General features: G+C 43.1%; 19 protein-coding genes and 1 pseudogene. 6 read left to right on the top strand and 14 right to left on the bottom strand.

Annotated features, from left to right (window positions below; all coding sequences use genetic code 11):
* Nucleotides 1-51 precede the first annotated feature (51 nt).
* Nucleotides 52-1,122: a glycosyltransferase family 4 protein gene (locus IM450_RS15020; RefSeq protein ID WP_287669344.1), complete on the bottom strand. Its 1,071-nt coding sequence runs from the start codon at nt 1,120-1,122 to the stop codon at nt 52-54.
* A 257-nt stretch (nt 1,123-1,379) separates the two neighbouring features.
* Nucleotides 1,380-2,510 (bottom strand): glycosyltransferase family 4 protein, encoded by a 1,131-nt coding sequence (locus IM450_RS15015; RefSeq protein WP_287669341.1) that lies wholly within the window; start codon nt 2,508-2,510, stop codon nt 1,380-1,382.
* 459 nt (nt 2,511-2,969) lie between these two features.
* Between IM450_RS15015 and IM450_RS15010 the strand changes: the two genes are divergently transcribed.
* Nucleotides 2,970-3,908 (top strand): WD40 repeat domain-containing protein, encoded by a 939-nt coding sequence (locus IM450_RS15010; protein WP_287669339.1) that lies wholly within the window; start codon nt 2,970-2,972, stop codon nt 3,906-3,908.
* 497 nt (nt 3,909-4,405) lie between these two features.
* Here the strand turns inward: IM450_RS15010 and IM450_RS15005 are convergent, their stop codons facing one another.
* The 3 genes from IM450_RS15005 to IM450_RS14995 all read right to left on the bottom strand — a co-directional run bounded on the left by IM450_RS15005 (nt 4,406) and on the right by IM450_RS14995 (nt 7,211).
* The gene (locus IM450_RS15005) at nt 4,406-5,746 is read right to left on the bottom strand and encodes an AAA-like domain-containing protein (protein WP_287669337.1); all 1,341 of its coding nucleotides are present in this window, start codon (nt 5,744-5,746) and stop codon (nt 4,406-4,408) included.
* A gap of 441 nt (nt 5,747-6,187) precedes the next feature.
* Nucleotides 6,188-6,730: a peroxiredoxin gene (locus IM450_RS15000; protein WP_287669335.1), complete on the bottom strand. Its 543-nt coding sequence runs from the start codon at nt 6,728-6,730 to the stop codon at nt 6,188-6,190.
* A gap of 205 nt (nt 6,731-6,935) precedes the next feature.
* Nucleotides 6,936-7,211 (bottom strand): hypothetical protein, encoded by a 276-nt coding sequence (locus IM450_RS14995; protein WP_002761450.1) that lies wholly within the window; start codon nt 7,209-7,211, stop codon nt 6,936-6,938.
* A gap of 59 nt (nt 7,212-7,270) precedes the next feature.
* On the opposite strand from IM450_RS14995, the gene aroA reads away from it, so the two are divergent.
* Nucleotides 7,271-8,611 carry a 3-phosphoshikimate 1-carboxyvinyltransferase gene (gene aroA, locus IM450_RS14990; RefSeq protein WP_287669332.1) on the top strand — a complete coding sequence of 447 codons (1,341 nt, stop codon included), beginning with the start codon at nt 7,271-7,273 and terminating at the stop codon, nt 8,609-8,611.
* Nucleotides 8,612-8,806: 195 nt separating this feature from the next.
* Nucleotides 8,807-10,522, top strand: a complete 1,716-nt coding sequence (locus tag IM450_RS14985) for an ABC transporter ATP-binding protein (RefSeq protein WP_287669330.1) — start codon at nt 8,807-8,809, stop codon at nt 10,520-10,522.
* A 228-nt stretch (nt 10,523-10,750) separates the two neighbouring features.
* Here the strand turns inward: IM450_RS14985 and purF are convergent, their stop codons facing one another.
* The gene (gene purF, locus IM450_RS14980; protein WP_287669327.1) at nt 10,751-12,214 is read right to left on the bottom strand and encodes an amidophosphoribosyltransferase; all 1,464 of its coding nucleotides are present in this window, start codon (nt 12,212-12,214) and stop codon (nt 10,751-10,753) included.
* A gap of 137 nt (nt 12,215-12,351) precedes the next feature.
* On the bottom strand, nt 12,352-14,622 hold the full coding sequence (purL, locus tag IM450_RS14975) for a phosphoribosylformylglycinamidine synthase subunit PurL (RefSeq protein ID WP_287669324.1): 2,271 nt from the start codon (nt 14,620-14,622) through the stop codon (nt 12,352-12,354).
* A gap of 271 nt (nt 14,623-14,893) precedes the next feature.
* On the opposite strand from purL, the gene IM450_RS14970 reads away from it, so the two are divergent.
* Nucleotides 14,894-15,079, top strand: coding sequence for a hypothetical protein (locus IM450_RS14970; protein ID WP_287658730.1), 186 nt, complete (start codon nt 14,894-14,896; stop codon nt 15,077-15,079).
* A gap of 153 nt (nt 15,080-15,232) precedes the next feature.
* Here IM450_RS14970 and IM450_RS14965 read toward each other — a convergent pair whose 3' ends face one another.
* The 5 genes from IM450_RS14965 to IM450_RS14945 form a co-directional block, all read right to left on the bottom strand.
* Nucleotides 15,233-15,532: a type II toxin-antitoxin system RelE/ParE family toxin gene (locus IM450_RS14965; RefSeq protein ID WP_287665288.1), complete on the bottom strand. Its 300-nt coding sequence runs from the start codon at nt 15,530-15,532 to the stop codon at nt 15,233-15,235.
* 2 nt (nt 15,533-15,534) lie between these two features.
* Nucleotides 15,535-15,795 carry a ribbon-helix-helix domain-containing protein gene (locus tag IM450_RS14960; protein WP_287658660.1) on the bottom strand — a complete coding sequence of 87 codons (261 nt, stop codon included), beginning with the start codon at nt 15,793-15,795 and terminating at the stop codon, nt 15,535-15,537.
* 134 nt (nt 15,796-15,929) lie between these two features.
* The gene (locus tag IM450_RS14955) at nt 15,930-16,259 is read right to left on the bottom strand and encodes a helix-turn-helix domain-containing protein (RefSeq protein WP_002737427.1); all 330 of its coding nucleotides are present in this window, start codon (nt 16,257-16,259) and stop codon (nt 15,930-15,932) included.
* 27 nt (nt 16,260-16,286) lie between these two features.
* Nucleotides 16,287-16,640, bottom strand: a complete 354-nt coding sequence (locus IM450_RS14950; protein ID WP_002783506.1) for a type II toxin-antitoxin system RelE/ParE family toxin — start codon at nt 16,638-16,640, stop codon at nt 16,287-16,289.
* Nucleotides 16,634-16,885 (bottom strand): GUN4 domain-containing protein, encoded by a 252-nt coding sequence (locus IM450_RS14945; protein ID WP_287665292.1) that lies wholly within the window; start codon nt 16,883-16,885, stop codon nt 16,634-16,636. The genes IM450_RS14950 and IM450_RS14945 overlap by 7 nt, the downstream gene beginning before the upstream one ends.
* A 90-nt stretch (nt 16,886-16,975) precedes the next feature.
* Here IM450_RS14945 and IM450_RS14940 point away from each other — a divergent pair, with 90 nt between their 5' ends.
* Nucleotides 16,976-17,191 (top strand): hypothetical protein, encoded by a 216-nt coding sequence (locus tag IM450_RS14940; protein WP_287665295.1) that lies wholly within the window; start codon nt 16,976-16,978, stop codon nt 17,189-17,191.
* Here the strand turns inward: IM450_RS14940 and IM450_RS14935 are convergent.
* Both IM450_RS14935 and IM450_RS14930 read right to left on the bottom strand, forming a co-directional pair.
* The gene (locus tag IM450_RS14935; protein ID WP_287688700.1) at nt 17,145-18,872 is read right to left on the bottom strand and encodes an SUMF1/EgtB/PvdO family nonheme iron enzyme; all 1,728 of its coding nucleotides are present in this window, start codon (nt 18,870-18,872) and stop codon (nt 17,145-17,147) included. The genes IM450_RS14940 and IM450_RS14935 overlap by 47 nt on opposite strands.
* 251 nt (nt 18,873-19,123) lie before the next feature.
* Nucleotides 19,124-19,360: pseudogene (locus tag IM450_RS14930) on the bottom strand (type II toxin-antitoxin system HicB family antitoxin).
* A 187-nt stretch (nt 19,361-19,547) separates the two neighbouring features.
* On the opposite strand from IM450_RS14930, the gene IM450_RS14925 reads away from it, so the two are divergent.
* Complete coding sequence (locus IM450_RS14925; protein ID WP_004268696.1) at nt 19,548-20,195, top strand: DUF3386 domain-containing protein; 648 nt, start codon at nt 19,548-19,550, stop codon at nt 20,193-20,195.
* Nucleotides 20,196-20,401: the final 206 nt, after the last annotated feature.

Genomic DNA, 20,401 nt, shown 5'->3' with positions numbered 1-20,401 from the left:
ATTTAGTATAACCCATCCGACAATGATTGATAAGTTTTTTTGTCACCATTTTTAGAGAAAACTTTGCAGAATTGTGGCGGTTTCTTGACCAGTTTTTTCCCAACTAAAAAGCTCGGCGCGTTGACGACTGAGGGACTTTAATTTTAGGCGTAATTGTTCATCCATGGCGATTTGCTGCATTGCCTCTCTCATCTCATCGATACTATAGGGATTAATTAAAATTGCCGCATCTCCTGTGACTTCTGGGAGAGAGGAAAGATTAGAAGTAATGACAGGAGTTCCACAGGCGAGCGCTTCTAGTACAGGTAATCCGAAACCTTCCCAAAGGGAGGGATAAACTAAAGCAGTTGCTTGGTTTAAAAGTTGCGGCAATTCTTCATAGGAAACATAGTTTAAAAATTGCACTCGTTGAGAGATTGATAATGCTTCTACCTGTTGCTGTAGAGCTGGGGTAAAACGGGGGTCAAATTGACCGACAATTAATAATTGATATTCGGAATCGATTTGGGAAAAAGCAGTAATTAAACGACCGAGATTTTTATGAGGATCATAACGACCAAGATAGAGGAAATAGGGACGAGTCGCCAGATTTAGAGGACGAAAATTATCAGAATCATATCCAGAAAGAATCACGGTTATTTTGTCAAGAGGTATGTTAAAAAACTTATTAATATCGGCGGCCGTTGCTTGGGAAACAGCGATAATATGTGTGGCTTTTTTCAGGACTTGGGGTAAATAGTATTTATTATAAAAAGTTAGGGGAGAAAATTTCGGGAACCGCAGGGGAATTAAATCATGAACTGTGACAATATAGCGGCAATTTCCATAAATAGGTGCTTCGGGAATGGGGGTAAATAGCAGGGAAGACTTCAATTGTTGATAGGTTTGATAGAGTTGGGTTTCTGTCCAAATTAAGCGCTTAATATTGCCTTTGGTTCCCTGCTCTTGGGTGAGGTTTGCTGACACAGTATAGGTGTTAAAATCTGGGTAACTATTAGAAGTGATTAGGGTAGGATTTAAGTTAGCTAATTGAGGAATGAGATTTTTAGTATAGGTAGTCAACCCAGTATATTTAGTACCGAGAAAAGCGAGATTGATTAATAATTGATGGTTTTTATTCATAGATATTAGCTAGTTAAGTAGTTAGGTGTTAAAAGTTGTCAGATACCCCCCTTATCAAGGGGGGATTAAGGGGGGATCAACACCCCCCTTATCAAGGGAAGATTAAGGGGTGATCAACACCCCCCTTATCAAGGGGGAATTAAGGGGTGATCAACACCCCCCTTATCAAGGGGGGATTGAGGGGGGATCAACACCCCCCTTATCAAGGGGGGATTAAGGGGGGATCCATCTTCAATTTAATTATAACTACTTACTTATTATAAAAGAGAACGATAAGCTTTTATAGTAGCTTGTGCGGTTTTTTGCCAAGAGAATTTTGCCGCTTGTTTTTTTCCTTTAGTGATTAATTCTTGACGGAGAGAGATATCACTAATCACCTGATAGATTGCCGCAGCAATTTCTAGGGGATTATCGGGATTAATTAATATTGCCGAGTCTCCGGTGACTTCGGGTAAGGATGCAGTATTAGCAGTTACCACAGGACAACCTAAAGTCATCGCTTCTAAAACTGGTAATCCAAAACCTTCATAAAAGGAAGGATAGACAAAAACATCAGCTTTTTGATAATAATCCGCAACTAAGTCATCGGTAAGATAATCAAGATGTTGGATACTATCTCGAAAGGGAGACTGAGATATTTTCTCAAAAATTGGTTCATACTTCCATCCTTTTTTGCCAATCAGAATCAGATTATGGTCTAATTTATACCTGTCCTTGAGATAGTTAAAAGCACTGATAAGATTAATAATATTTTTTCGTGGTTCTAGGGTACTAACAAAGAGTAAATAGGGTTTAGTGATGGTTAGAGATGAGGGATAATTGGGGAGAGAAGAATAACGACTTGCGAGGGGAGTAACAAAAATTTTCTCTGGGGTTACATCTAAATATTCAATAATATCTCGTTTGGTACTTGCGGAGTTAGCAATAACTAAATCTGTCCATTTTAGACATTGTTTAATGCGTTGGGTGTAGGTTTTGACAATCCCCGTGACAAACTGAGGATATTTAATAAAAGTAACATCATGAATAGTCATAACTTGACGACTCTGACGACAAGGATACACCACATGATCCAATCCGTGGAGAATATCGGGAGAATCAAGAAAGTTTTCTAGATAGGGAATTAGAGGATTAGGAAATCGGGTTAAGATATTGCTAAGACTGACGGGAATTGGTAAACATTTAACCTCTGGATAGGATTGCAGTTTTTCTGGTATAGAAAGATTACCCCGCAGCCAGTTTTTTACCGATGGTTGAAAACAGAGGGACAGGGAAAAGTTTTCTTGGTTTTGTAATTTAGCTAATTCGGCAATCAGGTGATAAGCATATAATCCAATTCCACTAGGATTTTGTCTTATCGGTGTACCATCAACTAAAATTTTAAGCATTTGTGGTTAGATGAGATTGACGGGATAGATATTTTTAAAATTACAGATTCAATTGTCAATTTTGCTCGCTTAGGACAAGATTAAAATCGGCAATAAACTCCACCCTAATAGTTAATCTTACCCTATAACGTCCCTGAATAGCAGCCTTTTTTGGCTAGGTTACAGCCAATACTTAATTTATCGGGCAATTTTTTCGATTATTGTCCCCTCACCTACCCTACTACTATGATTGTCAACGGGTACTTATAAGCTAAGACCTATTTTAATCGCCTATCCTTAAATTAGCTGCATCTCCTTGACGAGAAACGCTGTAATTAGTTATAATTACGGAAGAATAGCTTCCCCGTACTTGTGGTGAGCGGAGATTTCTCAAAGGTTATCTCAGGGATGGCTTAGTCCCCTACAGAACAACCAACATCGGGTAATGCCGAAAAATCTTGATTAACTAATGTTTTCACTATGTTTAATCCCTTAGTATCTTTTAAATCCCTAGAAGGCCATGAAGGTGAGGTTAAATGTCTAACTTTTTCCCAAGATGGTAAATTTTTAGCTAGTGGAGATAACGAGTTAACTGTTATTGTTTGGGATTGGCAAAAAAATCAAAAATTTATTTTACAAGGACATGAAAAAGCCGGTTGGTGGGATCAGGGAGTTAACTCTGTTGCTTTTAGTCCCTGTCAAGGATATTTGGTTAGTGGAGGAGATGATCAAACCCTAAGAATTTGGTCACTGGAAACTAAAAAATTAATCTCTACCTTAACGGGACACCAAGATAAAGTTACAGCAGTAGCTGTTCATCCCGATAAGGAAATTATTGCTAGTGGTAGTGAAGATAAAACGGTGAAAATATGGTCAGTAAAAACCGGAGAAACTCTGTCCACATTACAAGGTCATAGCGATAAAGTCCTAACAGTTAAATTTAGTCAAAATGGTCAACTTTTAGCCAGTGGTGGCGGCGAAAATGACAAAACGGTAATTATTTGGAATCTGGGAGAAAAGAGCAGTATTACCTTAAAAGGTCATTCCGATTGGTTTGGAGGTATTTTATCGGTAGATTTCGGCAGTAATAACAAATTTTTAGCCAGTGGCAGCAAAGACAAAACTATTAAAATCTGGGATATTAAAAGAGGGACAGAGGTAAAAACTCTCAGCGAACATAGTGATCATATCAATTCAGTTAGTGTTAGTCCTAATAATCAACTATTAGCCAGTGGTAGTGATGATAAAAGCTTAAAATTATGGGATTTAAAAGCAGGAAAAGCCATTATTTCTATTCCCCATCCCCAGAAAATCTATTCGGTTTGTTTTAGTCCCGATGGTAATTATATCGCCACGGCCTGCCAAGACAAAATCGTGAGAGTTTATGCCACTTCCGAACTACAATCTTTAGCAAGTTGAGCAATCTTTGAGCGGGTGCATCTCATTTTTGTAAATCTACTAAGTTGGAATTTTTAAAGGGAAACTATCTGCCAAAATTGATCGTTACTTCCGATTTTATTCCTCAATCCAAGCTTTTGGGGGGTAGAACCCCCCAAACCCCTAGGGTTGATTCATAGTAGGGTTGATTCATAGTAGGGTTGATTCATAGTAGGGTTGATTCATAGTAGGGTTGATTCATGGTAGGGTTGATTCATGGTAGGGTTGATTCATGAATCAACCCTACCCAAACCCCGGAGCGCATGAGCTTTTCGGTGGGATGCTTACACGCGGCTGCTGATATATTTGTAATAATTTAAGAGTCACTGATAATTGCTGATTGTCGATATTTCTGCAAATGTGATAGTAAATCCGGTTATTAAAAACTGATTATTTATTCCCCTTTGCATGAGTGCCTCTTGCATGAGTGCCTCTCCTCGTAACTAGCCTGTACTCAACGGATTTAGTATAATTATCTACTAGAGATCGCTGCCGGTCTGTTCTTCTCGGAAGTAAAGCTGATATAATTGACAGCTAGGCTGGGCTAGATCGCCTTTTAACTGAATTAAACCCATACTTTCCAGTTTATAGGCAGTAATCGGTTCTAATCGCACTCCCTTATCGGAAGAATTAACCACTTCCCCCATCGCTGTCAATAATTCCGGCTGTTTTTGCAGATTATCCCAGTGATGACGCAGGTGTGCCGCATAAATTCCCCCCTGGGTAGCAGCATTAGGGAGAATATTTTTTTCCTCGCGCACCCGCGCTTCCAGGGCCAAACGGCTAAGATAGGGATGACCAGCGACTAGAGCAATTAAATCGCTAAGAAAACGCTGATTATCATCATTTTTAGGCAATCCGTAGCTAATAGCCAAGTTTTCCAGTTGTTCGAGGCTAAAACCGGGTAATTTAATCGCGCGGCCGACATTAAAGGGAGATTGATTAGCGTCCAATTGAATATAGATTTCCGTGGAATTAGCAATCGCTAACCGCAAATTCTGCCAGATTTCTAAATTATTAGCTTCTTCGTGCCAACAGCGCAAAAGCGGCAGAAAATCCCTAGCGATGTCGGGATACTCGAAAATTCTGTCTAAATTATCTAGGGCCAAAAAGAGCGGCCCGTTAATCTGTTCCAAAAGATAGGACTGAAAATAGGTTTGACAACTGATTAAACTGCCAAATAGTTCCTCATCCCAATATTCATCTAATTGGGGCTTTAAACCCAATTCTCGGCTGACATTTGCCGAAAACCAGCGACAAAATCGGTCTAAACTGGCAAACATCGCCTTTTCTGCCACTTGACAATTAATATAAACTGTGCTATGTCCCCAACTATCTGCCTGAGCGAGCAGGTGTTTAAGCAGAGAAGTTTTACCGGTCTTTTCGGGGGATTTAATGCGAATGAGTGACCCTGGGCGATTAATTTCTTGATAACAGTCGCTTTCGACGGGAGGGCGGCTAATATAACTATCTATAACCGATTTTTCTGCTAGTATCGGGGCGGGTTGATTTCTCCATTCAGGATATTTGATATCTTTGAACCATTCCCGGAGGATTTGGAACTTACCCGGCCCTTTACTACCTAATTCTAGTTCGGGACAGCCATTATCTTTATCTGCCGAGAAATAGCTATAGATTTTAGTCATTTGTTTTTTATAGGTTTCATGGCTGGCGGCCTCGGCCATTTCCCAAATTTCCTCATCCGGTTTGCGCCAATTTTCGTAGGCAAAACGAACTAAAAAAATCTCCTTTAATTTGCCTTGAACACCGTATTCTCTGGCTAGATGTTTGAGAAACTCGTCCCATCCCTGTGGTTTCATCCCGTTCTACTTTATTCTACTTATATTCCCTTTTTTTCCATGTTAACCCCTTTTTCCCTCTTGGCAATGGGACTGACATCCGAGCGGAAAAACCCTATGGTAAAAATAGGTCAATTACCTGATGGTGTCTAAGGGAGTAAAACCATGAAAATCTCGTTAACCTTGTTTGTTGTGGTCTCCTTGCTGTTAGGTTCTCTTCCTCACACTTTAGCGGTTAATAGTCAAGATAACCATTTTGACCGTTCCTCTTCGCCGCTAATTTTACAAAACCGTGACTGTAAGGGTGATAAGGACGATAATTGCAATTAGTCCTGATTATCTCGGTTAAGGTTGTTAATCTATATCCCCCACCGATAACAAAATCGTGGTCGGGATTTTTTTTATCCCATCGGCTGCAGATAGCTTTTACCAAGATAATTTCTAGATTCAAGACCAATTATCTCAAGAACTCGCCTGTAATTCCTCTAAACGTGCTAAAACTTCGGCGCTGTGAATGGCAGGATTTACCCCTAAATAAATCTCTTTTAAAATCCCATCGGGATCGATAAGATAGGTATGACGCAGGGAAACATAACCCATCCAAGAACCATAAGCTTTACTAACATCTCCGGTAGTATCTGCCAACAAGGGAAATTTTAACCCCTCCGAGTCACAAAATTCCGCATGAGAATCGACATCATCGGCACTTACCCCTAAAACTAGCGTATTTTTAGCCATATATTTCGGCAAATCCTGCTGAAAACGCCGCGCTTCTAGGGTACAGCCGGGGGTAAAATCCTTGGGATAAAAATACAAAACTACCCACTTACCCCGATAATCCGATAGGGAAATATTTCCTTCTCCCGTGTTAGTCGGTAGGCTAAAATCGGGTGCCGGTTGATTTAAAGGGGGTTGGGGGCCACCTAAAGCGTTAGCATCGGGAATAAGGGCAAAAAATGCCAGAATTACTGCAATTACAAAACTCAACAGTTGACGACGAGACATAATCAGTTATCAGTTATTTTAGTAAAAAATCGTAGGGTTAGGAGACAATCGGTGGCTCTCTTATTCTTTGTGTGATAAGTTTAACCTAATACGGGAGCGATCGATCTTTGTGTCCTTTGTGTCTCTGTGGTTCGTTCCATTCACTTGTTCCTGTCACACCGGGAAAATCAACTGTCACCACATCTCTAGGGGAAAACGTCACCAATTAACCCCCCTCCACATCAGAGAAAGTTTTGGCCGCATAGTTTAGGGAAAAATTGACAAGATCGATCTGATCCTCCTCAGTCCAGGTATCACTTTGATCGAGCGATGGTTGTTGTTGTCCGACAAGTTCATTGAGAATGATTGTGGCCAATCGTAAACGTTCTCCTGATGATAAGTGACAAACCACTTGATTATAAACTTCTTGGGCAGTAGTGGGCATAACAAAAAACTGATGACCGAATGCTTCTAGCTTAATATTCTTTACATAACTTGACAAGGAAAGGGCGAGGTAAAGAGGGAAAATAGATCGAGCTTGTCTTCATCTGCCTAACGATCATGTCTATTGTCACCCTTAACCCCCTTCAATCCCATCAAGATTTAGTCATCGATCCGGGTAAAATCACGGGATTACGGGGAAAAATCACCATCCCAGGCGATAAATCTATATCCCATCGTTCCCTGATGTTAGGAGCGATCGCCGAAGGAGAAACCGTTATTCATGGGTTATTATTGGGCGAAGATCCCCGCAGTACCGCTAGTTGTTTTCGTGCCATGGGTGTGGAAATTTCCCAACTCAACAGCGAGAAAGTGATCGTCAAAGGTAGGGGTTTAGGCAATCTTCAGGAACCCTTAGAAATCCTCGACGCGGGCAATTCCGGCACGACGATCCGCTTAATGTTAGGATTATTGGCCGGTCATCGGGACCGTTTTTTTGTCGTCACCGGTGATGCTTCCCTGCGATCGCGTCCCATGTCCAGGGTGGTGAAACCCCTCAAAGAAATGGGGGCGCAAATTTGGGGCAGAAAAGCCAATTCTTTGGCTCCTTTAGCCGTTTCTGGGGAATCTCTGCAACCGATCCACTACTATTCTCCCGTTGCTTCTGCACAGGTGAAATCCTGTCTTCTCCTCGCAGGACTGTTAACGGAGGGGAAAACCACAATCACGGAACCCGCTTTATCTCGCGATCACAGTGAACGGATGCTGCGCGCTTTTGGGGCAAATATTGAGGTGGATGGGGAGACTAATAGCGTCACAGTGACGGGTTATCCCACTTTAACCGGACAAACGGTGATTGTACCGGGAGATATCAGTTCGGCAGCTTTTTGGTTGGTAGCGGGGGCAATCGTGCCTAATTCCGAGTTATTAATCGAAAATGTGGGAATAAACCCGACTAGAACTGGAATTTTACAGGTTTTACAGGCAATGGGGGCAGATATCACCCTCGAAAATCAACGGGTGGTGACGGGGGAACCGGTGGCGGATCTGCGGGTGAAATCCAGTCAACTACAGGCAACCACGATCGCCGGTGAGATTATACCCCGTCTGATCGATGAAATTCCGATTTTGGCAGTAGCGGCGGTTTTTGCCCAAGGAACGACAATTATCAAGGATGCTGAGGAATTACGGGTGAAGGAAAGCGATCGCCTGACGGTGATGGCCACCCAACTCGATCGCCTAGGGGCAAAAGTAAGGGAATTACCCGATGGTTTAGAGATTACCGGCGGTACAGGCCTAGTCGGCACGGAAGTGGACAGTTTTACCGATCATCGCATTGCCATGAGTCTAGCGATCGCTGCCCTCAATTCCCGTCAACCCACCACTATCCATCGCGCTGAAGCGGCTGGCATTTCCTACCCCGATTTTGTTATCACCTTACAGCAAATTTGTCAAGAGTAGAAATATTAAGTTTTTCTGCGAGTGGGCGAGGAGTCACTGGTACAATTGCAGGATAAATCACAGAGTAGTAGGCCGCCTGTGTGATAATCAAGTTCATCGATCGAAATAGCGGAAAATAGAAGCGTCCCTCATTCAAATTTCCCTGAAAAATATCTCCCTATCTACTCCACTCCCGTCTTCTATTCCCCACCGATAATGGAAATCATCGCCCAATTAGAGAAAGTTTCCTATATTTATCCCGAATCCTCCAATCTAGTGCTTAAAAATATCTCTTTAGCAATTCATCGAGGAGAATTTTTAGGTATTATCGGGCCCACAGGTGCGGGAAAAACTACTCTCTGTTTAACTCTTAACGGTATTGTCCCCCAATTCTACGGAGGGCGTTTTTTTGGTTATGCAACAGTAGCCGGTTTAGATACTTTAACCCATCCCGTTAGCACCTTGGCCCGCTATGTGGGGGCAGTATTTGAAGATCCCGAAACGCAACTTTTAGCCACTTCGATAGAAAATGAAATCGCTTTTACCCTAGAAAATTTACGGCTACCGCGAGAGGAAATTAAATCGCGTATTCCCAAAGTTTTAGCGGCAGTCCGGTTAGAGGGAATGGAAAAAAAATCGCCAGGGGAATTATCAGGAGGACAAAAACAACGATTAGCGATCGCCGCTGCCCTCGCAGTTCAGCCCGCTTTGTTAATTCTCGATGAACCTACCTCCCAACTGGATCCGGTGGGATCCCAGGAAGTTTTCGCCACCATTAAGGAATTAAATCGCCATCTCGGTGTCACTATTGTGATGGTCTCCCACGCGGCCGAGGAAATGGCCGAATATGCCGATCGCCTGGTACTATTAAGGGAGGGTGCGATCGAAGCCATGGGAACCCCAGCAGAGATCTACTCCCAAGTACAACTTTTACAGGAAAATGCTCTGCGTCCCCCGCAAGTGGCCACTACTTTTGCCTTGATCGAGCAGAAAATCGGGGCGATTGAGTCCATTCCTGTCACCCTAGACCGCGGTTTTGCCCGTTTAAACGAGCTTAAATCCTTTTACCATCAAATAACACCAAACCCTCCCTTATCGTCGGTTTCTGACCCCTTAAACCCCCTACTGAGGGTAAAAAATCTCTGCCATACCTATCCCGATGGTACTACCGCCTTGCGGGATGTGTCCCTCGATATTGCCGAAGGGGAATATCTGCTGATTATCGGTCAAAATGGCGCAGGAAAAAGCACTTTAGTCAAGCATTTTCTCAATCTTCTCTCGGCAACCACTGGTCAAGTTATGATTGACGGACGTTCGATCACTAGCTTTTCTGTTAGTGATTTAGCTCGTTCCATCGGTTATGTAGCCCAAAATCCCGATAATCAGATTTTTAACACCACTGTGGAGAAAGAAGTATCATTTGCCCTGACTAATCTCGGTTATTCTCCAGAAATCGTCACCCAACGCACGGAAGCAAGTCTAGAAGCCATGGGATTGCTAGAATATCGCTCCTATCATCCTCTCTCCTTACCGAAAGGCGATCGAGCGCGGGTAGTGATTGCGGCAATTTTAGCCATGGAACCGCGTATAGTGGTCTTTGATGAACCCACCACGGGCCAAGATTATCAAGGAGCTAAGGCAATTTTAGAGGTGAGCCGTCAATTACACCAGATGGGCAAAACGGTTATTGTGATTACCCATCACCTCTATTTAATGCCAGAATACGCCGAAAGAGTAATTATCATGGGTCAAGGAACTATCCTTTTAGATGCCCCAATCCGGCAAGCTTATCATCAAACCGATCTCTTAGCCAAAACTTATCTAACTCCACCCCAAGCAGTTTTATTAGCACAAAAATTAGGACAACTTTCCGGTTATCCTAATTCTCTTTTAACTCCCCAGGAAATTGCCGATTGTTTTCAGAGGATTTAGCCTTGAGGCTATTTAGGGTTTGCGGCAAAAAGTTATTCGTGGGGACAGGGTGTGGGGTGTGGGGTGTGGGGTGTAGGGTTTTACCGATTTTCACCTGGTCAATTACCTAATTTTCAGGGAAAAAGTCCCTGAATTTTCCCCCCGATCACTCCCATCTCTGGTACTTTTTGATTGATAAAAAGTCTAAAAGTCTTACCCAGCAAGGTTTTTAGATTTATTCAGCAACCCCTATTTAACTGTTTCTAAAATCAACTTCGATCGCTTAACATTATCAGGTACAGGAATCGGATAATCGCCATTAAAACAGGCAGTACAGAAGGTTTTCGGATCTTCTTTCGTTGCTGTTAACATCCCATCGTGACTGAGATAAGCTAAACTATCCACCCCGATTTGTGCCTGAATTTGCGCCACCGATTTAGTTGCCGCAATTAATTGCTCTTGATTGTCCGTATCAATGCCATAAAAACAGGGATGAGTCACCGGAGGTGAAGATATTCTCATGTGAACTTCTCTTGCTCCCGCATCGCGTAAAGCTTTAACTAATTTCCGGCTAGTGGTTCCCCGCACGATCGAATCATCAACAATAATAACTCTTTTTCCCTGTAAAACATCCTTTAAAGGATTCAATTTCATCTTAATTCCCGACTCTCTCATGTGTTGGGTTGGTTGAATAAAAGTCCGTCCCACATAACGATTTTTAATCAATCCTTCCGCGTAGGGAATATCAGAAATGCGCGAAAATCCGATCGCAGCCGGAATACCCGAATCGGGAACTCCCATCACCATATCTGCTTCTACCGGCGACTCTTTGGCTAATTGTTCCCCCAAACGTACCCGATAAGTATATAAAGATTCCTCGTGAACAATGCTATCGGGACGAGCAAAATAAATCATCTCGAAAACGCATAATTTTTTCTCCGGTTTAATGGCCCAATCCACCGAAGATAAGCCATCTTCACTAATCCAAACTAATTCCCCCGGCTGCACATCCCGCAGATAATCGGCCCCGATAATATCTAATCCGCAGGTTTCCGAAGCTAAAACATAACGAGGGGGATTGCCTTCTTCTTGCAAAACCCCAATTACTAAGGGTCTGACACCATTGGGATCCCGCGCCCCGATAATTCCCGTCGGTGTGCCGATAACAAGGCTGTAAGCCCCGCTACAATAGCTAAAGGCATCGATCGCCGCTTCTATCCAATCCTTGCCACTATCCACCTCCTGGCCGATAGCGACGGCGATCATTTCCGAGTCGGTGGTGGTGACGAAATCACAACCGCGCTTTTCTAATACATTTCTTAACTCAAAAGTATTGACTAAATTGCCATTATGTGCTAGGGAAAGTTTACCCAAACGGGTTTCGATCACGGCAGGTTGGGCATTGGCGCGACGGCTAGAACCGGTGGTAGAGTAACGAGTATGACCGACGGCGTGAGTACCGGGCAAGGTTTTAAGGACAGTTTCGCTAAAAACTTGGGAAACTAAGCCCATTTCTTTGTAACAATGCACCGTTTCCCCGTCGTAGGTGGCAATACCTGCCGATTCCTGTCCTCGGTGTTGCAGGGCATAGAGTCCGAAGTAGGTCAGTTTTGCTACTTCTTCCTCGGGGGCATAGAGTCCAAAAACTCCACAGGCTTCTTCAGGCTTATCGACACTGGCAAAAGATACAGATGAGTCGGGATGGCTAGACATGGGAGGGTTGGGGCTGCAGAATACTTTGGTAACAAAATCTTAACCGATCTTAATCTTCTTTTAACGATTTATTTATCAGCTATCAGCCTTTATTTACCGATATAATCGGCCATCTTATCTAGCTGACGGCCTCAAGATTACAGCCTTCTTTCGATCGCTTTTGACCAAACTTGCTGTATAGTTTCTAGACTAACATCGATCGCTGGTTGTTTATCCCGGTCAAAAATCCGAAGATTATCGCTTTTTTCGCTAACTTTGCCGGTTATTTGCCAATAGTCTCCTAATTGTGTCTTTAGGTATTCTTCCCAATCTTGCCGATTTTCGGAGGAAACGGAGACGATAATGCAACTAGCTAACTCCCCGAATAACACCGCATCAAAACGGCCTTGATGCTGCCAAGAAAGGTCAATTTCCGCCCCTAACTGCCCACTAATACAGCATTCTGCCAGAGCAGTGGCTAAACCTCCCTCGGCGCAATCGTGGGCAGATTTCACCCAACCGGCGCGAATTCCCCAACGACAGGCCGCTTGTACCTTTCTTTCTAACTCAAAATCAATTACCGGCGGTTTTCCCGTCACCAAACCGTGAATAACGGCTAAATATTCCGATGCGCCGATAGTTGGCAAGGAGAAACCCAAAAGATAGATTAAATCCCCCGCTTTTTGCCAACCTTGGCCGCAAATTTGCCCGATATCCGGCACTAATCCCACCATCCCAATCACGGGAGTCGGATAAATAGACTGGGGGCTGCCAGCTGCGTCAACGGTTTCGTTGTACAAAGAGACATTACCCCCAGTTACTGGTGTATTCATTTCCCGACAAGCTTCGGCAATACCCTGACAAGCAGTGGCTAATTGCCAATAACCGATTGAATTCTCTGGACTTCCGAAATTGAGATTATCCGTGACAGCAATGGGGTCAGCCCCAACACAGCTAAGGTTTCTAGCCGCTTCCGCCACGGCCAACTTAGCTCCGTTATAGGGATCAAGATAAACGTATCGCGGATTACAATCTGTAGTCGCCGCTACACCTCGCCGAGAATTTGCGGGATTAGCACCCAGAGGACGCACGCGAATCACGGCCGCATCGGCTCCCCCGGGGAGAATAACAGTGTTATTCTGGACTTGATGATCATATTGACGATAAACCCAGCGTTTTGAGGCAATCGAGGGACTATCCAGCAGTTTTAATAAAATCTCGTTATGGGATTCGGGAATAGGAATAGTAGCATCTTCCCATAATTGAGCTTTTTGGGCGTATTCTGGCGGTTCTGCCAGTAATTCCCGATGATAAATCGGAGTATTATCCGCTAGGGCCGTGGCAGGAATTTCGGCGGCAATTTCCCCTTTAAATAATATACGGACGATCGGTTCTGCAATTACCTGGCCAGCGACCACAGCCTGAAGTCCCCAACGATGGAAAATCTCGATTAATTCGCCTTCTCGTCCCGATGCTGCCACAAATAACATTCTTTCTTGGGATTCCGACAGCAGATATTCGTAGGGGACCATCCCAGTTTCCCGGACGGGGATTTTATCGAGATCTAATTCAATTCCCACCCCTCCCTTGGCTGCCATCTCGGAGGTAGAACAGGTGATCCCGGCGGCCCCCATATCCTGGGCCGCCACCACCGCGCCGGTCTTAAATGCCTCTAAACAAGCTTCTATCAGGGATTTTTCCAGAAAAGGGTCGCCCACCTGCACTGCGGGCCGGTCATCCATAGATTTATCGGTTAATTCGGCACTGGCAAAACTCGCCCCTCCCATACCGTCGCGGCCGGTGGTAGAACCAACGTATAAAACCGGATTTCCCAGGCCTTTTGCCCCAGATTTAACGATTTCCTCGGTTTCCATTAGCCCTAAAGCCATGGCATTAACGAGGGGATTGCCATTGTAGGCATTATCGAAGTATATCTCACCGCCCACCGTGGGAACGCCGACACTATTGCCATAATGACTTATTCCTTCCACGACTCCGGCAAAAATGCGACGATTGCGGGCATCTTGCAAGTTACCAAAACGGAGGGAGTTGAGGATAGCAATGGGCCGGGCCCCCATGGTAAAAATATCGCGCAGGATGCCTCCGACTCCGGTAGCGGCACCTTGGAACGGTTCCACCGCAGAAGGATGATTATGGGACTCGATTTTAAAGGCTAATCGCAATCCATCGCCTAAATCCACTACTCCGGCATTTTCCCCCGGTCCGACGAGAATTTTTTCGCCGGTGGTGGGGAATTGTTTGAGCAGCGGCCGGGAGTTTTTATAACAGCAGTGTTCCGACCACATCACGCCAAACATTCCTAATTCGGCTTTGTTGGGGTGTCTTCCCAGTCTTTTGACTATTTCTTCGTATTCTTCGGGTTTGATGCCTTCTGAGGCAATTTCTGCGGCAGTGAAGGGGGTAGTCATGGGACAATGCGATCGAGGGACAAGATTTATTGTATAACGTCTGATGAGATCGAGTTACACTGCTTAGTAAAGGACAAAAAAGTTAAAAGGGTTGCGCTAGTAAAGTTAAGCTAAAGACATAAGTAGGTAGGCGTTAAAAGTTGTCAGATACCCCCCTTATCAAGGGGGGATCGAACCTAAAATTCATTTTTAACTTAATTATAACCAGCTACTTAAGCAAGTCAGAGAGTATTGGGATAAGTGGCAGCAGCAAGGATTATTTTTCTTTCAACTGCCCAAATATTCCTCTGAAATGAATCTTATTGAAATTGAATGGCATCAATTAAAAACTCATGAACTGGCAGGTCAAATTTTTCCCGATGAGTACGATTTAGCGCTCACTGTTAAACAAGGGATCGAAGCTCGCGCTCAAAAAGGAGGATACGAAACTCACTGTTTTAAGTTTAATTCTGCCTAGCTACTTAAGTCTTCAAAAATGTTTCCCGAACTAATAGTATATTCTGTCATAATCATTTATCTCCTTTTTGGTATTTATTGTTGCTCTTTTGCGATCTCCTGTGCTTTTTTCAGTCGTTCTTTTTCTCCTACAGGTGATTGCATCATTCAACCTTTATTTGATCTCAGAGAATAAAGCATCTAAATCTTGACGACCATTAACAATTCTTAAATTTTCTACCGTTTCATTAATTACTCGATAGAAAATAATATATCCATCTAAAGGTAAACCTCTCAAGGATGGTTTAATATGACTATAGCTGCGTCCTAACTTGGGAAATTGTACTAATTGTTGACACTTTTTGTAAAATTTTCTGAATAGTTTTTCACCTGCTTCAATATTTACTACTAAAAAATAATCGGCAATCTTGTTTAAATCTTGACTGGCTGAAGGCGCAATAATATAACGAGTCATAATTATTTTTGTTGCGCTTTTTTAAATTTTTCGAGTATATCATTTATGACTTTTTCTCCATCTAATCCCTCTCCATTATCTAATTCTGCTATGGCAACGTCAATTTTTTGACGAGTTTCTTCTACCCATTGTAAGTAATCTTCATCGAGGATTTCTAGCAAGTAAAAAGCGGTATCTATGACTTGTTCTGAATTATTAAATCTGCCACTTTTTAACTGTTTTTGGATAAATTGTTCTTGATTGGGTTTTAGTTGAATATTCATGATGACTTTTGTAAGGTTAAGGGTTAAGTCGAGTGTCCTGTTTTATTTTACTACAAGGATTAGCTAAAATAGGTTAGTTGAGGTGCGTTACATTAACATTAACGCATCTTATGAGATCGGCGATTGCGCTTAGATTAGGATTGATTTCGATACATGACCTGGATACTTAAACTAGAGTTTGCTAAGGCTTGGGGAGTTACTAAGATTTCTATCTTCTGACCTAATGCTACTAGAAAGTCAAACATCTGCTCAAGAGAAAATTTTTGCAATCTGCCATTTTTTAAGTTAGAAATTTTAGCCTCGTCAATCCCCAAAATTTGACTGACCTCCTGCTCGCTTAATTCTTGTTCAGTAATCAGATCGTAAATCACTGAAGCCAGCTTGACTTTAGCGAGTTTTTCTTCTGCATTAGCAAAGCCTAAGTCTTCAAAAATGTTTCCCGAACTAATAGTATATTCTGTCATAATCATTTATCTCCTTTTTGTTATTTATTATTGCTCTTTTGCGATTTCCTGTGCTTTTTTTAGGCGTTCTTTGATTAGATTAACATTTTGTTTTGGTGTTTTAATCCCCGATTTTGATTTTTTCTGAAAGGCATGGAGAATAAAAATAGCATTGCTTAGTTTGATGGCATAAACTGTTCTATAGGTATCGGTTTGATAATCGCTGACTATTTCAAAAACACCATTAAAGCCCTTTAAGGCTTTGATGTTAGGATGATTCTGATTGTTCTGAACACGATAAAGAATATAGCCAACTTCATCAATAACCTCTTCAGGAAATTCTAATAGCTCCTTTTTTGATGCTCCAATCCAGATAACAGTTTTCAGTTGTTTATCTACCATTTTTTTGAAAAAATGTGAAAAATACAAATAAGGAAATGAGCTTTGGGAGCATTCTTGTTAAAGATTAGGTCAGAGTAAGACAAGCAATTTTCTCCTTTTTTCCAGCCGATGTGATCGCCGAACTTTTTCCACACTTCACTATTATATTCTCTCGTGTCACGGAGACTCTCATAGATTTCTTTCTGGACGCTGAAGCCAAATTTGCCGTTACTGTAGTGCGGACAACATGAAGTGCTAAAGCGCAACTACGAACCTTAACTCAAACTACAAATTATCCTAAATCCCTTGAGTAACCCACAGAAAACCGGTTTCTCCGAGAAACCCGTTTTCTACTCATGCTACCTCAATTTTCTCAAAAAAAAATCGACCCGCCTAAGGGCGGGAAAAAGAGAAAAAGAGAAAAAGAGAAAAAGGGTAAAAAGGGTAAAAAGGGTAAAAAGGGTAAAAAGGGTAAAAAGGGTAAAAAGGGTAAAAAGGGGAAAAAGGGGAAAAAGGGGAAAAGGGTTACAGAGTCCTCCCAGCACCGCACACCACCCGAAAACCGACGTTGAAGGAGAGGCGGCGGTAGTTGTAGTTGCGGAAAGCGGAACGGCAGAGATTTGGAATATTGTACCAAGAACCGCCCCGCGGTATGCGATAATCATAATCATTATCATTATTATTTGTTATCCAAGCACTGCCATCCGTCGGCGCTCCGATATAGTTATCGTGCCAATCGTCTTCGCACCACTCCCAAACATTGCCACTCATGTCATAGAGTCCCCAAGCATTGGGCTTTTTCTGGCCCACAGGATGAGTTGTCCCCTGAGAATTTCCGTAATACCAAGCGTAATCTCCTAACTGATTAGCATCATCACCGAAATAAAAGCGAGTAGTAGTCCCCGCACGACAAGCATATTCCCATTCCGCTTCTGTGGGGAGACGATAGGTTTTCCCTGTTATCTGACTCAATTTCCGACAAAAGGCTTGAGCGTCATTCCAACTAATCTTTTCTACCGGATTTTGGGGATTATTTTGAAACCGAGAGGGATTGGTTCCCATTACCGCTTCATATTGTGCCTGAGTCACCGGATATTTCCCAATCGCAAAACCGTTGACTTGAACTTGGTGTGGAGGCTTTTCATTATCGCGAGCATCGGGATCACTGTCAGGAGATCCCATGAGAAATTGACCTGCTGGTAAGCTCACCATCTTCAGTGTTATCCCATTGGGTAGGTTTTCGGTAGAGGTGGTAAAATTCCCGACTCTCTCGATTACATGGTTGTTGATGCGTTGAATGGCGGTTTCCAGTTCGATTTCCTCGTCGGGGATTTCCACTTCCGTCCATTGCCATCCTTCCTGCTCGGCTCGCTCTAATGCGATCGCTAAACGGCCGCGCTTTTCTTCGCTGGTGACGAGGAAATTGAGCAAACTAGCCGATAGATTCTCGTTTTTGCGGAAAGATACGGCCGATTCGGAACTGAGAATGTTTTGGACGAGGGATTCCACTTCGCTGACACTGCGGGAAAGTTCCCCGTCAATGGTCACTACTCGATCGATTAAGCCTTGAAACTGCCCGATAATTGGTTTTAGGTATTGTTCTAGATTAATGGCTACTTTGGCCATTTCGATCGCTTCTTGTTCCAGACTATCTAACTCCAGCTGCAACTGATACACTTGTTTGTACCCGTTCAACTCGCCGATCATTTTCGAGAAAACCTGTTTTTGTGTATCCTGATCTTCAGCTAATTTCTGGATACTTTCGCTGATTAAGTCGATTTTCTTGAGCATAAGCAAGCTGGCGCAACCAAAGAGAATCACGGTGCGGAAAATCTGCTGTTTCTGTAGTCTCAGGGTATCTCGCAGTTCAGCCGAGCCGATGCTATTCTCCAAAGATTGGCGTTTTCGCTCTTTTTCTGCCAATTTATGGCATTTAACCGCCACTGCCTCCTTGATTTCCTCGGTCAGTGACAGGAAAAACCGCCGGTATTCATCCTTATGGTCGGTGAGAAATCCGATTAACTGGTTATAGTCCTTGACTAATCTTTCTAATTCTTGAAAAGTTTCCTCGAAATTGAGGGGTTCTTCTTTTTTCCTCAATCCTAACAATGTATTGCGGACCCGTTTTCCAGTTTTAATCAGTTGCTGTCTTTCTTGAATCTGATCCTGCAAAACCAATAAATCGGGGCGATTTAGTTGGGGAAGTTGATAGGTTTTCCGATAAAGCTTGATTTTCGCCGTTTCTTTTGCCATCGCCTTGGTCGCTGAGGGTGAGTTTTTTCTATTTTAGCCTGATTTTTGATCAGCTAAGACGCATTTTAACCGCCTATCCTTAAACCCCCCCGATGTTGGTAGGGTTGATTAATAGTAGGGTTGATTAATAGTAGGGTTGATTCATGAATCAACCCTACCCCAATGTCGGAGGGGGGTTGCCTCTTACCTCGTCTCAACAAGCAATTTAAATTAAGAACAGCATAATGTCTTTGCCGGATAGTTGTTTCAGCTTAGGCATATTCTGGCTGTAACTCAAATATAATCTGTAGAGAAGGTTTGGCAACTAGACCGAACTCCCTGGGGTCTTCTCCCTCTAAATGCAGTAAAATGGCTTCTTGGAGATTATTAACCACCTCATCTAAGGTATTTCCCTAGGTGACAATCGAAATTTCCACGCATTCACCTACATATCCTTGTTGTTCACCAGAACGAATAATTGCGGTCACTTTTGGACTTAATTTTGTCATAATTGCTCATGTTTATTTTTTGCTTATTTAGATTTATGGCAATCGAGCAAGGGACGGGTCATTGACCCATTCTAACTGACTTTTCCCTAAGCTGTGGAATTCATCTAGTTTTCTAGAAATCTCGGCCAGAGGCGAAAAAATCAGCGACAATGATATAAATGGAGTTATCAACACAAGTAAAGCGATTATGACTGTAGCCACGACGAACGCCCGAGATATTTTCCGCTCCGCCTACGAAAACCGTTACACTTGGGATGAAGGATTCCCCGGTTACACTGCTGATATTATCCTCACCCAAGGGGAGGAAGTCCATACGGGCAAAATTCAAGTTAATGCCGATTATAGTGTGGAAGTAACGGGCATTGATGACGAGAAAGTGCAAGAAAGTATCTATAATCAAATGCGCGACATCGTTACTCACCGCAAAAGAGGCAATTTTGATGCCTCCCACGGCAAAAACCAGTTTAATTTCGGGCAAGATGATCCCACCGGTGCGGTAGAAATTCTTGTCACCGGCGATGCGATGGGGTCTAATTATAAAGTCCGCGGCCAGGAAATCTGTCAAGTCAGTCGAGTCATGGGACCGATGGCTTTTACTATTAATACCGAGGAAAGTCTCGATACGGGAGAAGGTTATATTTCTATTCGCTATAATGCCATTTTCCGCAATGCTAAAACCGATGAATTAAAGGGAAAACGTGACTTTAAGGAAACCTACGAAAAAATCGGTAATTATTATTTACCCTCCTGTCAAGTGATTAACGCAATCGATGCCGGGGGCGAAAAATCCACCACAGAATTTACTTTTATCAATCTGCAGCTTTTAGAATCTTAAGGGTTATCCCCGCCCAAAAAGCGTTAGGATCGAAGTAACTAAGTAGGTGGGTATTAAAAATTGTCGGATCCCCCCGCCTATCGGCACCCCCCTTATCAAGGGGGGCAGGGGGGATCAAACCCCCCTTATCAAGGGTAGATCCCCCCGCCTATCGGCACCCCCCTTATCAAGGGGGGCAGGGGGGATCAAACCCCCCTTATCAAGGG

The organism is Microcystis sp. M083S1 (assembly GCF_020246405.1).
GTDB classification, from domain to species: domain Bacteria; phylum Cyanobacteriota; class Cyanobacteriia; order Cyanobacteriales; family Microcystaceae; genus Microcystis; species Microcystis aeruginosa_C.
The sequence above is the reverse complement of the archived record's forward strand: the minus strand, read 5'-3'. Positions and strand labels throughout refer to the sequence as shown.